The sequence below is a fragment of the Priestia megaterium genome (assembly GCF_023824195.1).
Classification (GTDB): domain Bacteria; phylum Bacillota; class Bacilli; order Bacillales; family Bacillaceae_H; genus Priestia; species Priestia megaterium_D.
On the sequence record NZ_CP085442.1, the window covers coordinates 2,545,860 to 2,560,517 of the forward strand.

20 protein-coding genes are annotated in these 14,658 nt (G+C 36.2%); 16 read left to right on the forward strand and 4 right to left on the reverse strand.

All coding sequences use genetic code 11. The features are described from left to right. Positions 1–3: 3 nt before the first annotated feature. Positions 4–417 (reverse strand): thiol-disulfide oxidoreductase DCC family protein, encoded by a 414-nt coding sequence (locus tag LIS78_RS12845; RefSeq protein ID WP_209151687.1) that lies wholly within the window; start codon positions 415–417, stop codon positions 4–6. A gap of 562 nt (positions 418–979) precedes the next feature. Between LIS78_RS12845 and LIS78_RS12850 the strand changes: the two genes are divergently transcribed. From LIS78_RS12850 to LIS78_RS12915, 14 genes are all read left to right on the forward strand, one after another. Further along, on the forward strand, positions 980–1,393 hold the full coding sequence (locus LIS78_RS12850) for a GRAM domain-containing protein (RefSeq protein ID WP_209151688.1): 414 nt from the start codon (positions 980–982) through the stop codon (positions 1,391–1,393). Positions 1,394–1,547: 154 nt separating this feature from the next. Then, positions 1,548–1,727, forward strand: coding sequence for a hypothetical protein (locus LIS78_RS12855; protein WP_195783136.1), 180 nt, complete (start codon positions 1,548–1,550; stop codon positions 1,725–1,727). Between the two features lie 56 nt (positions 1,728–1,783). After that, complete coding sequence (locus LIS78_RS12860) at positions 1,784–1,954, forward strand: hypothetical protein (RefSeq protein WP_252285304.1); 171 nt, start codon at positions 1,784–1,786, stop codon at positions 1,952–1,954. Between the two features lie 77 nt (positions 1,955–2,031). Further along, positions 2,032–2,340, forward strand: a complete 309-nt coding sequence (locus LIS78_RS12865) for a hypothetical protein (protein WP_252285305.1) — start codon at positions 2,032–2,034, stop codon at positions 2,338–2,340. Positions 2,341–2,662: 322 nt separating this feature from the next. Next, positions 2,663–2,992 (forward strand): hypothetical protein, encoded by a 330-nt coding sequence (locus LIS78_RS12870; RefSeq protein ID WP_057243545.1) that lies wholly within the window; start codon positions 2,663–2,665, stop codon positions 2,990–2,992. A gap of 129 nt (positions 2,993–3,121) precedes the next feature. Next, on the forward strand, positions 3,122–3,937 hold the full coding sequence (locus LIS78_RS12875; protein ID WP_252285306.1) for a protein-glutamine gamma-glutamyltransferase: 816 nt from the start codon (positions 3,122–3,124) through the stop codon (positions 3,935–3,937). A 441-nt stretch (positions 3,938–4,378) separates the two neighbouring features. Continuing rightward, a complete protein-coding gene (locus LIS78_RS12880; RefSeq protein WP_209151689.1) occupies positions 4,379–4,852 on the forward strand; it encodes a DinB family protein in 474 nt (157 codons plus the stop codon). Between the two features lie 133 nt (positions 4,853–4,985). After that, positions 4,986–5,201: a DUF378 domain-containing protein gene (locus LIS78_RS12885; RefSeq protein ID WP_013057146.1), complete on the forward strand. Its 216-nt coding sequence runs from the start codon at positions 4,986–4,988 to the stop codon at positions 5,199–5,201. Positions 5,202–5,334: 133 nt separating this feature from the next. Beyond that, a complete protein-coding gene (locus tag LIS78_RS12890) occupies positions 5,335–5,520 on the forward strand; it encodes a hypothetical protein (RefSeq protein WP_116072121.1) in 186 nt (61 codons plus the stop codon). Between the two features lie 121 nt (positions 5,521–5,641). After that, positions 5,642–5,812 (forward strand): hypothetical protein, encoded by a 171-nt coding sequence (locus tag LIS78_RS12895; RefSeq protein ID WP_245210695.1) that lies wholly within the window; start codon positions 5,642–5,644, stop codon positions 5,810–5,812. A 100-nt stretch (positions 5,813–5,912) separates the two neighbouring features. Next, entirely contained in the window at positions 5,913–6,716 is an 804-nt protein-coding gene (locus LIS78_RS12900) for a cobalamin-binding protein (RefSeq protein ID WP_195783131.1), read from the forward strand. A gap of 18 nt (positions 6,717–6,734) precedes the next feature. Further along, complete coding sequence (gene fabZ / locus LIS78_RS12905) at positions 6,735–7,160, forward strand: 3-hydroxyacyl-ACP dehydratase FabZ (RefSeq protein ID WP_252285307.1); 426 nt, start codon at positions 6,735–6,737, stop codon at positions 7,158–7,160. A gap of 204 nt (positions 7,161–7,364) precedes the next feature. Next, positions 7,365–7,640, forward strand: a complete 276-nt coding sequence (locus LIS78_RS12910) for a hypothetical protein (RefSeq protein WP_016764214.1) — start codon at positions 7,365–7,367, stop codon at positions 7,638–7,640. 176 nt (positions 7,641–7,816) lie between these two features. Continuing rightward, positions 7,817–8,437 (forward strand): NUDIX hydrolase, encoded by a 621-nt coding sequence (locus LIS78_RS12915; RefSeq protein ID WP_209151690.1) that lies wholly within the window; start codon positions 7,817–7,819, stop codon positions 8,435–8,437. Positions 8,438–8,472: 35 nt separating this feature from the next. Here the strand turns inward: LIS78_RS12915 and LIS78_RS12920 are convergent, their stop codons facing one another. Continuing rightward, positions 8,473–9,117 carry an SDR family oxidoreductase gene (locus LIS78_RS12920; protein ID WP_252285308.1) on the reverse strand — a complete coding sequence of 215 codons (645 nt, stop codon included), beginning with the start codon at positions 9,115–9,117 and terminating at the stop codon, positions 8,473–8,475. 411 nt (positions 9,118–9,528) lie between these two features. On the opposite strand from LIS78_RS12920, the gene LIS78_RS12925 reads away from it, so the two are divergent. Beyond that, positions 9,529–11,040 (forward strand): class I adenylate-forming enzyme family protein, encoded by a 1,512-nt coding sequence (locus LIS78_RS12925; protein ID WP_209151692.1) that lies wholly within the window; start codon positions 9,529–9,531, stop codon positions 11,038–11,040. 34 nt (positions 11,041–11,074) lie between these two features. On the opposite strand, the gene LIS78_RS12930 is transcribed toward LIS78_RS12925, so the two are convergent. Then, a complete protein-coding gene (locus tag LIS78_RS12930) occupies positions 11,075–11,533 on the reverse strand; it encodes a MarR family winged helix-turn-helix transcriptional regulator (protein ID WP_252285309.1) in 459 nt (152 codons plus the stop codon). Between the two features lie 400 nt (positions 11,534–11,933). On the opposite strand from LIS78_RS12930, the gene LIS78_RS12935 reads away from it, so the two are divergent. Further along, positions 11,934–12,896, forward strand: a complete 963-nt coding sequence (locus tag LIS78_RS12935) for a VanW family protein (RefSeq protein ID WP_209151693.1) — start codon at positions 11,934–11,936, stop codon at positions 12,894–12,896. Between the two features lie 45 nt (positions 12,897–12,941). On the opposite strand, the gene mbcS is transcribed toward LIS78_RS12935, so the two are convergent. Then, positions 12,942–14,522, reverse strand: coding sequence for an acyl-CoA synthetase MbcS (mbcS, locus tag LIS78_RS12940; RefSeq protein WP_252285310.1), 1,581 nt, complete (start codon positions 14,520–14,522; stop codon positions 12,942–12,944). Positions 14,523–14,658 lie beyond the last annotated feature (136 nt).

Below are 14,658 nucleotides of genomic sequence, written 5' to 3' on the forward strand. Positions count from 1 at the left end.
TGCTTAGTCTAAAAATCGCATTTTAGTTTCAGGGGTTGGCAACATGCATGACGTTTGTTTTCCAAACCACTTATACCGATTACGTGCAATGAAGTGATAGAGTGGGTTTCGAATGAATGCGGGAACAACTCGGAAACACGCCATCAGTTGAATGGGTCCGCGAAGCTGGCGGACAATATGTAGGATAGCCGTAGACTCTGTGTAAAGGTTCCCGTTCATAAGAAGAATGACCGATTGAAGTGGTGGATGCTCATAGTTATGCTGACTCAGCAAGGTTCCCGCAGTATCGGATTGAAGCGATGCAAAACGAAACAGAGCACGCGAATCCCGCTTGATGACAAATTGAACCCATTGGTTGCAGAGATTGCAAACACCATCAAATAGAATAATAGGGTGGTGTGATGGGTTTGGGGACATGACTTCTCACCTTCCTTTTTTATGAATATTTACTAAAATAAGTATAATAGTTTACGTATTGGACTACAAGGCATAAGGTTAAATATGGGAATATTTTACGTGAGTTCAAGTTAATTAAAAGAAGAAAACAGAGTCAAATATGACTCTGTTTTTGTTTAACTTTGAATGTAGCGGCTTATCTAATAAGCTTCTACATTTTTGTGTTTCTTATAAATAATTAAAATTTTTTGCCTATTTTTCATAAAATGTAAAACTATTCCTATTTTGAAACGTAGTAAAATAAAAATGTGATAATTTGTTAATATAAAAATTGAAGAAGATTACGCGTTTGGTAAACCTCTTTAGCTCCAAAAACGTATCCTTCCTATAAAGTTTTGGAGTTTGGTGGGATTAACAAAAAGTGCTTGTGTATTTAAATATCCAAGCACTTTTTTGTATGAATTATTTTAACTAGAAAGATTAATTATGTGGCAGATACCTAAAATTTACAAAAAAGTGTAATTATTATAAAATTTAGTTAGGTGTACTTTAAAAAGAAGTGATTTCTATAGGGGGGGATAGTATGAGTTTAAAAGAGAGAGCAACTAAAGAGTTCAAAGAAAAGATAGATAGCGACGAAGAAATTAGAGAATCTATTTTAACTTACTATGAATGTGAAAGTGGGTTTTCGGGACTTGTAGGTGTACCAAATGGGAATTCTGTACCTATTAGAGGAGTTTTAGCTTATACAGAAAAAAGCCTACTTTTTTACGGAGAAGTTTTCTCTAAGCTGCCTATTGTATTACATATCCCATTCAATAAAATCAGAGAAATAAAAACAGGAAAGCAAATCCTTACAATTTTCAAATCAACTCTTACGATGGTTGTTGTTCATAATGATCAAGAAGTTTTCTCTACACGGGGAAACAAGGAAGACTTTTCTAGGTTAAAGTCGTTTTTTGAAAATGTAAATGAAGAAGTATTTCTTGCTAAATAGGTAGTACTAAGATAAGCCTAGACTTAAAAATTAGGCTTATCTTGGTATGGCGTTCGCTAATAACGTACTTTTAAGAAAGAATTTGGTTGTGTATATAGAAAATACGTTAGACGTTATGTGGGATGCTGTTTCAGTTCAGAGAGAGGTGGTAATTATGCGTAAAAGAGATAAAGGGTTTTGGGTAGCTTACCTTGTGTTTGCAATTATTATGCTATTAATCTACAAATATATACCAGCTGAAAACGGGTTTCTCGTTATTGTTTTATTTCCTCTAATTTATTGGTTCATCTACGAATTTATATTAAGACCTAAGAAAAGAAGAAGCAATGATTAAATTAAAGAGAACATGGTTAAGAAGGAGCGATTTGCTTGTTTTGGAATTATCTTAACATGTCAACAGGACTTATAATAGCTTTAGCAAAAATTTTTAATTCTGCATTCCAAGGGAGTATGCGCTGGGTTATGGTTGGGTGTGGTTTGTTGATTTTTATGTACAATTTAATAATAACTTTCAATCAAAAACAAAATGAAGCGGCTAATCAAAATAAAGAAAAGAACTAACTAAATGCCTCTTGGAGTACAAGTTCATTTCAAACGAAATTTAGTTAAGAAGCATATTAAGTACGGAGTGGATATTGTTGAGTAAAATTATTAAATTTCTTTTAGGTTCCTTTGCTATTGTCATTGTTTTAATGATTATTGTATTTATTAATTGGGAGTATATATTTGGTGATAGTCGCCCAATAGCAAACGCCAAAGCGATATATCAACTCGAATTTAAAGATAAAGATATAGCAGAGACATCAGATGTAGATAATAAGATCTTATATGTAGTTCCTAAAGGAGACTTAGATACATACATTAAAATGATGCGTAAAAGTGGATACAAACTGTCGGAGAAAGATTTAGAACATAATACATTAACATTTAAAAAAGGGAACATTTAGCTTCTAGATTCTATATAAGTAAAAGGGCTATCGAGATAGAAAGGAAGAGATTGAAATAAAAATTAAAAAAACAAAGTTATTAAACATATTAGGACTTTTATTAATAATGAGCGCTACGCTTTATCCAGCTGGCTACATAAAATCACTTTATACTTTTATAGCACTATATGCTGTAGGTATGACTTTAATTTTAACTGTAGGAATTGTATCTAGAAAAAGGCGTTAATTGTTTTAGGGAGTTTAAAGTACTTAAATTTACTTTCTTTTATAAGTGACGTAACGAAGATTCTGGAGTGAAAATTTTATAAGAAAGAGGGAAGTAATGGACGTTCAAAAGGTAGCAAACTTATTTTTGATTTTTGTCTTAATTGCAGCAGGCATTTCATTGGTAATTGGCTTTGTTGTTGCTGTGAGAAGTACAAACTATAAGAAGGGATATATAAGTACTTTTATATCCAGTGTTTTCTTTTTAATACTTATTGTGAGCTGGTATGATAAAGCATCTTCAAACGTTTTTATGGGGACAATACCTTGGATTTTAAATGTTATTGCCGTCATTATTGTGTTACCACTGTACTTGTTAGTTGCTCGCTTTATATTTAAAAAGGTTACGAAAGGACAAAAAGGAACAAAGGAAAAGATTATTGGTTAAATTACTTTCTTTCATCGTTTTTTCTAATCTTCACGATTTTAAATAAATGAAGATACACAAAAATTTTTTTTATCAATATCCTGTTAGAGAAAGTGATTGATATCATTTTCTGTAAAGGAGAGAACGTCTATGATTAAAGTTAACCAACAAATTGTGAAAATAAGTGATCTAAATAATAGTTCGTTAACGAAAGAAAAAGCAGACATTTTAAAACAGATGGATGCCTATAGGGAAGTGTATGAGTATGCTACATTTGACCAGCTTGATTTTGATGTATCTGTTAAATTACAAATTATTGAATCGTCTGTGTTGCTGCGCAAAAGCGGCGCCAGGTTTGCTACATTTGCACGTTCTAGGTGTAACGAAAAGTATTGGAAACGAACCGATAACGGAGGATTTCAGCTACTGCCTACCGTTTCTCCTCATCAGGCCATCGATGATATTTTTTACAACGGACACGAATATGCGTTTGAGTGCGCGACGGCTGTTATCATCATCTTTTACAAAGCTGTATTAAATAATATTGGAAAAGCAAACTTTAACAGGCTTTTTGCTGATCTTTACTTACACGATTGGCAATACGATGAAGATCTTGAGCTCCATGGTTATAAAGGATCTGACTACTTGCCCGGAGACTGTGCGTATTTTAAAAACCCTGATTATAACCCTGATACTCCCCAGTGGAAAGGTGAAAACACAATCGTATTAGATGAAACTCTATATTTTGGTCATGGAATTGGAATTACGACGCGGGAAAGAATTATTGAAGTGTTAGATTTAAAGAGAAAAGACGACGCAAAGCAATCAGCTTACCTGTCAGATGAAATTGTCAGGCTTCACACCGCTCACCTCAGTTATTTTGCAGTTAGATACGAACCTGTTGTTTGGTACGACAGAAACAGCGCTATTATTTCCACTATTGGGTCGATTACGTATGTAGCTTGATTGATCAAAGTTTGATACTTTGGTCTTTTTTTATAAAAAGGAAAGAATTACATGAAGGTAAATTTGAGAATTCAAAAGGATTTTATGTATAAAAGAAGAATCCATTTAATACACAGGTCTTAAAACTAAAAGGAAAGGAGGAGATTACCATTAAAAATCGTGATAAAAGACGCAAGAGAAAACGCGGCGCATTAAAAGATTATCTAAAAAATAAGCTTGGTCAGCTAAAACCGAAGCCAAACAAAGGACCTGTCTCAAATTTGAAGTCTTCTGCTTAAAACATCCCCCTAGTTTTTATATAGGGGGATGTTTCTTTTGAATTTTCTTTTCTTTTCTTTTATTTTAAGGTTTAAATGTTATGAGTGGCATTTAAGGATTAATTTGTGCACAATAGACATTGAATAGTTTATCTAATACGACAACGTAAGGAGAGATTAGACGATGGAAAATATGATTTTAAAACATATGGACGTTGTAAGAGGAATTACGATTAGTATCCTCGAAAAAACAACAGAAGAGGCAGCGGACATCACACCAAAAGGATTCAACAACAATATCCGCTGGAATCTTGGACATATTGCCTTTATTCAAGAAAAACTTGTGTTTGGCTTAGCTGGTGAACCGATGCACACGCCCGAGAGTTATGAAAGATTTTTCGGCGCAGGAACAAAACCTGCCGATTGGACGGAGGCTGCTCCTTCTCTTGAAGAAATTGCGAATGTGTTAAGAGACCAAGCGCACCGTATTAAAGAGTTCATGCCCCAGCAGTTTGATAAGCAGTTAATCACACCTTTTACAAACAAAGCCGGTATCAACTTTACAACAGTTGGCGAAACGTTTTTATTCAGCTTCTATCACGAAGCGATGCATGTAGAAACGATTAAGCAAATTGGGAAAGCAGCAGCTGCACAATAAGAAAATAAAAAAGAATAAATCACATATTCTTTATAACTATTTTACATAGCGTCTATGCATATACTGATCTATACAGCGCATAAGATGTAACATGAGCTGCTTTTCCTAATGCAGTTCGCAAGGAGGTGACAACGTGAAATTTCTTTCAGGTTTAACGACTCTTCTTGTGATTTTAGGCGGTTTAAATTGGTTAGCTGTAGCATTAGGCGTGAATGTAGTAGAAGAGCTATTTGGCTCTTGGGATTGGTTAGTAACAACGATTTATTGGTTAGTTGGCCTGTCTGCTCTTTATCAAATTTTTGATAAGTTTTTCGGAACGGGAGCGAGTGTCAAAAGCAAAGCGCTATAATAAATATTATTTTTTATTATCTCTTTAGGGAGTTTGAATGTATATTCAAACTCCCTTTTTCATGGATAAAAGACGTGACATCTTTACAAAATACGGTAAAATAAGGTAATAACTAAAAAGTGGGAGGAATGGGATGGAGCTTTGGGGTGTAGTACCTATCTTAGTGTTTGGAGTTCTTTATATAGGAATGATTGCTGGTATTATAGCTGTTATCGTTATTGTGTTAAAGCGGATGAAAGAGAGAAATCAATATTTACGTGAAATACGGGATGAACTGAGAAATCAAAACAGGGCAACTATAGCAGAAAATAAGAAATAGAAGAGGGTTTGATAGATGAAGAAAAGTGTACTTCCTATATTTTTTATCGTAAATCTTTTTTTATTTACTGTTTATTATTTAATCAAGGATACATCTTTCAGCTAAAGAATCTACCTTACATATGGGCTATTTATTTACTTCTTGGCACCTTTTTAGCTTTTTATTATATGCTGCGATACAAACAAAAAAAGACGGACAGGTGTTGCTTTCAATCGGCATTTTAACTACAAGCATTAGTTCACTTGGCTGTGTAGGTTTCTTTTATTTCTTTTATCATGCGATGGGCGGATAAGAAAGAGCACCACAAGCAGGGACTTCAGTGAAAGTCTCTGCTTTTTATATTTAGATCTATTGTATAATAGAAAAAAAGAAATGAATGCAGGAGGGGAACTATGCGAATTGTTTCGCTTTGTCCAAGCAATACAGAACTAATAGCGTATTTAAAATGTGAGCATTTGCTTGTAGCAATAGATGATTATTCCGATTGGCCGCAGTCTATTCAAGGTCTGCCGCGTTTAGGTCCTGATTTATCTATTAATATGGATGCGGTGGAAGAAGCTAAACCAGATTTAGTCCTAGCATCACTAAGCGTTCCTGGAATGGAGCGAAATATTGAAGAACTAAAAAAACGAAAGCTTCCTTACGTCGTGTATAACCCTAATTCACTAGAAGATATTCGTCAAAATCTACAGGATTTAGGTCAGCGATTAAACTTGGAAACAAACGCAGCTGAACTGTTAAAGCGGTATGATCAGTTTCTTTCTACATATAAAGGAATGGCACGTCAAATCGAAAAAGCCACTGTATACTGGGAATGGTGGCCAAAACCCGTTTTTACTCCTGGAAAAGCAAACTGGCTGACTGAAATTAGCGCGTTAGCGGGAGGAGAAAATATATTTGCTGATCACAAAGAGGCAAATGTACAGAGTGATTGGGAAGAAGTGCTCAAACGAAATCCACATCATGTGTGTTTGGCTTGGGTGGGCGTACAGACAAACAAAGTGAATCCAACGATTTTACACAAAAGACCGAACTGGTCTGACATGTCTGCCATAAAAGAACATCGCGTATATGTACTAGAAGAATGGCTGTATTGTCGTCCTTCACCTAGGTTGCTGTTAGGATTAAAAAAACTCGCGCCGCTTCTTCATCCAGATACGTTTCCTGCATTTGACGGCAAGGATCCCTTATTATAAGAAAGAGGAGAGATACATATGAAAGATATTGAACAAATAAAACATACCATTCAACACCGCTATCCTTTTTTACTTGTTGATCGCATCTCGGAACAAGAAGAAGGAAAGCTTGCGATAGGGATTAAACAAGTAACAACAAATGAACCTTTTTTCCAAGGCCACTTCCCGGCCTATGCGGTAATGCCAGGTGTACTTATTGTTGAAGCTCTTGCTCAGCTCGGTGGATTTGCCATGACTCTCAATGACCAACAAAAAGGAAAACTTGCTTTTTTAGCAGGGATAGATGAATGTCGCTTTAAGCGTCAAGTACGGCCAGGAGATACACTCCGCTTAGAATTTGAGATTCTCAAGCAGCGCGGAAAGATTGTAAAAGGAAAAGGAAAAGCATTTGTAGACAGCGAGTTAGCTTGTGAAGCGGTCATTACCTTTGCTCTTGATGTATAATACAAACGCCTTTGTCGAAAAAGCAGCGGATGTTAGCAAGATGCAAACGATCAATTTTTAAAAAAGAAAACAAGTCAGGATAAAGCGTATCGAAGGACACCGCCTTATGGCATAAGGGCATTTTTTTGTAAATACCTTAATTAAACTTCCTTTTGATGAAAGAAGAAACGGGGTATAGAAGAAAAAAGGAGAGGGGAGAATGCGGTGAGAACATTAACGGAAGTTGTTGTATTACTCACACTATTGGGTACGTATATAGGCATCTCACTACTTGTCTACAAACGGAAAAGAACGAATCCGTTTTTCTACAGCATTTACTTTTATTTAGCTACCAGCGTCATTTTGATTTGCTTGGTTATCTTTTGGCTTCAGCTTCGTTTTGGACTCACTGATAAGCAAGTAGGAGGATTGCTTATCAGTGTGGTTGCATTCTTTTTACTTATTTATGGGTTGTTAAAAACAAAACAAAAAGACAGGTAGCCGATGCTATCTGTTTTTATTTATATTCATGTTATATATTTTTATCAATTGCAGTGTCAATTGAATGGATCTCTTCATATACTAAAGATAACAGCTTTCTTTTGCAGGTTAGTTGACATCGTAGCTTATAACTCGCTATTCTTTTGATAATTCATTTTGTGAAAGGAAGTGGACGTATGGATGCATCCCGTATTATAGCTAAGTTAGAAAATCGGATACCGACAATTCTTGGGATGGAGCAGTTTTCTCGCTTCGGTATTCTTGTTCCGCTTATTGAAAAACAAGGGGAACTACATGTTTTATTTGAGGTAAGAGCGCTCGATTTACGAAGACAGCCTGGAGAAATTTGTTTTCCAGGAGGGCGTGTTGAGAAGACGGATGCAGACGAAAAAGAAACGGCTATCCGTGAAACATCTGAGGAGTTAGGGATTACGTCCCAATCTATTCAGCAAGTACAAGCTTTAGATTATATTGTTTCTCAATTCGGAACAATCATTTATCCTTATGTAGGTTTTATTGATGAGTCGCTTGAACTTCGACCGAATCCTTCGGAAGTAGCAGAAGTATTTACCGTGCCTCTTTCTTTTTTTAAGCATACTGAACCTGATATACACAATATCCATTTCAGAGTAGAACCCGAACATAATTTTCCTTATGACGCGATTATTGGTGGTGAAAATTATAATTGGCAAACAAGAGAGATGGAAGAACATTTTTATTACTATGAAGATCGAGTCATATGGGGACTGACAGCAAAAGTGATTTATCACTTAGTAAATGTATTAAATGATAAATAAAAAGCAGCGAATACGTATTCGCTGCTTTTTTTATATTAAATAGATTGAATAGCCTCTGCGATAGGCGTATCGCCTGAAACTAAATCAAAAGAACGTCCGAATGTATGATCTTCACTTAACGTTTCCACTACTACACGCGCTACATCTTCGCGAGGAATTGATCCGCGCTCTTTGTTCTCCCCAGCATCTACACGTCCTGTTCCTGGTTCGTTTAACAATCCGCCTGGTCGAACAATTGTATATGTTAATCCGCTTGCTTCTAAGATTTTATCTGCATAATGTTTGGCTACATAGTAAGGAATTAGTGAAGTATTCCAGTTTTCACGGTGATGTGCTTGAAGTGCGCTTACCATCACAAATCGTTTAATACCTAAATCTTCTGCAGCTTCCATCGCTTTTACCGCACCGTCTAAATCAATTAAAAGTGTCTTATCATGGCCTGTATTTCCGCCTGATCCTGCGCTAAAGATAACGGCGTCACAGCCTTTCATCACTTCCTTAATTTCATGTACAGTGCCTTCTAAGCTTGCAAAAGCCATTTCGATACCTCTTGCCTCAAGTTCTTTTGCTTGTTCTTCTTTACGAACCATCGCACGTACAGTGTGCACATCACTTTCATTCAAAATGTTTACAATATTTTTGCCTACTTGACCATTCGCACCAATTACAAGAACTTTCATGTCTAAATTTGCTCCTTTCAAATCCAAATACTTATATATTATTGTTTCATATTCACCGTTTTCATTCAATAAATGAGCTCAAAATCCGGTGAATAAGGGGAAAGTAAGAAAATATATTAAAAAAATGAAAAACAAGAAATAAAAACTAATTTACAAACAAAAAAAGGAAAAAAATAGTTCGTTAAACCCAGTGTCTGAACTATTTAAATTTTGTGAAATTTTCTCAAACCCTTGATAATACAACACTTCTTAAAAACAGTATTTCTTTTAACATCTCCCGATACAACCTATATAAACACATTTTGATAATTTTAAACTTTTACTTCGGAAAAATTTTTTGTTATTATGTTTTAGTCATTAAAATATTCACGAACGAAATATTTAGTCCGAGCGGACAAAGGAGAGGATAAAATGAACACATTACAATACTTAGTCGCAGAACGTGCAGAGATTTCTCCTCAACATGAAGCACTAGTTGAACATAATGAACGTTATACATTTAATGAATTTCATGAAAAAGTAAATCAATTGTCTCATTACTTCTTAGAGAAAGGAATCCAAAAAGGAGATCGTATTGGTATCTTAGCACATACAAGCATTGCTTACCCAGTCGTTACAATGGGGATTTTACAAGTGGGAGCAGTCGTTGTTCCATTAAGTAAGAGCATGACACCTTATGAGCTTGATAGCATTATTACGAGCGGACAGTTAAAAGCGATTATCCACCACAATGAATTTACGTCTGTATTAGAAAAAGCGGAACAAACGGATGGACTTAGCTTTACGTTAAAAATTGAGGATGCAAAAGAATTTACAACTCAATTCTCAGCCTATAACACAAACACACCAGAAGCACTTCCTGAAGTACTTCCTGAAGATCTAGCATTGATGATGTTCACATCAGGTACAACAGGCAAATCAAAAGGATGTATGATTGCACATGGATCAGTAAGTGCCTTTTTAAATTCTGGCGGACAGGAAGAACGTGCAAATATCGATAAAAGCATGCGCTATTTGTTTGTTCATCCATTCTTCCATATGAGTTCGATGAGCATTTTATTTATGTGCATTAACACAGGAAACACAATGGTATGTTCTGAGGAAACAGATCCAGCTAAAGTAATTGAGGTAATTGAAAAAGAAAACATTAAAATGCTGTTTGCACTACCACCGGCATTAAAATACATCGTAGAAGAGCTTGAAAAAGGAGATCACTATGATTTCCCTCTAAAACTTGCTGTGTCAGGCGGAACAAAAGTATCTGAGTCTTTAATCGAACAATATGATCGTAACGGAATGATTTTAGCTCAAGGGTACGGAAGCACAGAAGCTTGGATTATCAGTTCATGGCATCCTCAAATGGGATGGAAGAAAGTAAGCTCTGCTGGAAAACCTGCTCCACATGTAGAAGTTAAAATTGTAGATCCGGATACACGTCAAGAAGTACCAACTGGAGAAAAAGGTGAAGTACTCGTACGAAGCCCTTATCTTTTCAAAGGCTACTGGCAAAACGAAGAAGCAACAAACGCTGTCTTACAAGATGGCTGGCTAGCGATGGGGGATGCAGGTCGATTAGATGAAGACGGATTTCTTTATATTGAAGGACGCTATAAAGATGTAATTGTATATGGAGGAGACAACATCTACCCAGATCAAGTAGAAGAAGTTGTCCTAGCAGCAGATGGCGTGTTAGAAGCGACAGTTGTCGGCATGCCTGATGATGTGTACGGCGAAGTTCCATATGCATTTGTTGTTAAACAAGAAGCATCTGCTTTAACTGAAGAAGATGTAGTGAACTTCTGTAAAGAAAGATTAGCACCATATAAAGTGCCAACTGTTGTATTTGTTTCATCACTTCCTAAAAACAGCGTAGGAAAAGTGTTGAAAAACGAAGTGAAAAAACAAGCCTTAGCACACGCATAATAAAAAAGCGGCCTTTATAGCCGCTTTTTTATATTTATTGCTGTAATTTTTGAGATATTTTTTTCATAATGTGAAAGTATTGATCTCTTTCTTCTTCTGATAAGTGTGAAAGTAAATCTGACCAAAAATCGACACGAGTAGCTTGCAATATTTCGACAACCTTTTCGCCTTTTTCAGTCAACTCTACCCACACGCTTCGGCGGTTTTGCTTTTTATAAATACGATTCACAAGCTTATCATCTTCTAATTGATTTAATACAATGGTGATAGCACCGGGTGAGAGCCCAAGTACTTTTGTGATATCGCTAACAATACAGCTTTTTTTATCGTGAATGGTTTTTAAGATTGCCTCTTTTGTTGAAGTTAAATGATAGGGAAGCAAATCATATTTCTCACCGATTACGGTGTTTTTATATTTTAAAAGAGCTTCTTTTACATGATCTATACTTTCTAGCTGATGACTAATCTCTTCTTTGCTATAACGTTCAGTCAAGCGTAAATCCTCCTCATAAAACAAATTCCATTTTTACCATTATACCATGTATAATGCCCATAGAAAAATGAACAACACCGCGAAAATTGTCAGAAAAATTTTAAAATAATTACCATAATTCGTTAAAAAATCCTTGTTTTCGTGCTATTATATATAAGAATAGTAATAATAGGAAACGCATACAACATTTGTTTTCTATTGAGTTCATAAGAAAAAATGGGGTCTATGAACATCATTCCGCTTTACCTCATGTGTTGAACAAAGAAAAAAATATAAAAAATGGTGATTATTCACTTTGACATATCGTCTTTTATAAGATGTTTGTATAAAATGAATGTATACATATTTTTATAGAAAAAACATATTGAGGTAAAGCCGAGATATGGGGGGATTCAATTACATGAAGAAAGTCTTAGGGGCGCTTTTGCTTGGCGCGACAATTGTTAGTGCGTTTATTGCGTACAGCATGTATACCAATCATTCTGCAAAGCAAACAGCCGCGATAGAACAAAAACAAGCAGCGAAAAAAGCAGAAAAAAAGACTGAGAAAAAGAAAAAACCAGTCCTTAAAGTCGAAGACCTGACGTATCAGTTGAAAGATTCCCGCACAGGACAAGTAATGAAAGAATTCAAGCCGATTCATTACAAGGATAAAGACGTATACGACCAAGAAATTAAGCAATTAGCGTCTGAGCTGGCAAAAGGGATCGACACGCCTATGCAAAACATAAAAATGGATGCAAATGGATCGTTAACCGGTGGGTCCAAACAAATCATTTTAAAAGAAGCAGAGCTTGTTAAAAATCTGCAGAACTTAAATACGAAACAATTGGATGTGAAGGTTCCGATTTACGAAACCGCTCCAAATGTAACGGCAGCATCTGCTCAAGGGATCGCTGATGTATCGCTAGCTTCGTATTCTACACGTTTTCGTCCAAGTGATACAAGTCGAAACAGAAATGTTCAGCTATCAGCAGAAGCGATTAATAACGTTGTATTAGGTCCAGGAGATTCATTTTCTTATAATCAAACAGTTGGGGAGCGCACAGCAGAAAGAGGCTATCAGCCTGCTCCTGAAATTATCAACAAACAGCTGGTGATGGGAATTGGCGGAGGGATCTGCCAAACATCTTCTACGCTATTTAATGCTATTGACGGCGCTGGTCTTCAAGTGACAGCTAGGTCTCACCATTCAAAACATGTAGGTTATGTACCTGCAGGAAGAGATGCAACCGTATCGTGGGGAGGACCTGATTTTAAGTTCACAAACAACAAAGATTACCCTGTCATCATTAAAGCGTACGCAAACGTAAATACCGGTGTTTTAACGGTAGATGTTCGTACTTCGCAGCGTGCTATCTAATAAAAAAAAGACGTATCCTAACAGATACGTCTTTTTTTTCATTTATTATGCTTTTTGTTGCTCGCGTTCACGAAGTTCCACACGTCGAATTTTACCTGAATTAGTTTTTGGCAATTCATCAATAAATTCAATTACGCGAGGATACTTGTAAGGTGCAGTTAGAGCCTTTACGTGATTTTGCAGCTCTTTAATAAACCCTGCATCTGTTGTTTTTACATGATCGACAAGAACAACATAAGCTTTTACAACATGGCCGCGATCAGCATCTGGGCTAGCTACAACGGCACATTCTTTCACCGCTGGATGCTTAATTAACGCATCTTCAACTTCAAACGGCCCAATTGTATAGCCAGAACTGATAATAATATCATCTCCGCGTCCTTGGAACCAGTAATAGTTCTCTTCATCCTTAGAAGCGCGGTCACCTGTTAAATAGTAGTTTCCTTTATACGTTTTCTCAGTACGCTCCATATCTTTGTAGTAGTGCTTGAAAAGAGAAGGGAGGTCTCTACGAACGGCAATGTCTCCAACTTCTCCAGGCTTACAAGGTTCGCCGTCTTCATTAATGATTTCTACAAACCCTTCAAGCATCGGTTTACCCATTGAACCAATCTTCGTTTTTACACCTTTTAAGGTACCAATCAAAAGGGTATTTTCCGTTTGGCCGTATCCATCACGTACTTGGATATTAAAATATTTTTTAAACACATTAATAACTTCTTCGTTTAGCGGTTCTCCGGCAGATACAGCGCTATGAAGGTGAGACAGGTCAAAACGTTCAAGCTCATCAATTTTAGCCATAAAGCGGTACTCTGTTGGCGTGCAGCACAGTACGTTTACTTTTTCATCCTGTAAAATTTCTAAAAACTTTTTAGGTTCAAAACGTCCGTTATAGATAATGCCTGTTGCACCTTGTCCAAGTACAGATAAAAACGGACTCCAAATCCATTTCTGCCAACCAGGACCTGCTGTTGCCCAGACCGTATCGCCTTTTTTAATATCTAACCATTCAGCAGCAGCGATACGAAGGTGAGCATAAGCCCATCCATGAGTATGAACAACGCCTTTTGGCTGTCCTGTTGTACCAGATGTATAAGGAAGGAATGCCGTATCATCTTTAGTTGTTTTAGCTGCTTGGAACTGTTCTGATGCATCCGCCGTAAGTGACTCTAAGCGCGTCCATGACGTAACATCAGCACCAAACGTAATTTTATGTTGTAGAGAAGTAGGGAAGTTTTCAATCTTATCGATCTCATTGCAGAAAGGATGGTAAGAAATAATCGCTTTTGCTTCAGCGTGATGTAAACGATATTGGATATCTTTTGCGCGTAATAGTTCTGAAGAAGGAATTACAATAATACCTGCTTTTAAGCATGCTAAGTAAATAGCATACGATTCAATAAGGCGAGGCGCAATAACTAAAACGTGATCGCCTTTTGTTAAACCTAGCTCTGTTAACCCGTTTGCCACTTTATTGGCTTTTGCTAACAGCTGGTTATATGTAATTTCCTCACGTGCACCGTCAGCGTCCTGCCACTTTAACGCAAGCTGATCGGATGCATGTTTTTCAATTTCCTCTGTTAAGTTGTAATGTTCACTTGGAACTAAATCTTTTAGTTGAATCATACAAACGACTCCTTATATTATAGATATCAATGATTTTTTATCATTACTATTATTATATTACTAACTATTAGTACTTGCTACTAATTTGTTTTGGGTTTTAGTAAAAAAGCAAAAAAAGACCCGCTTGTCTTATTAA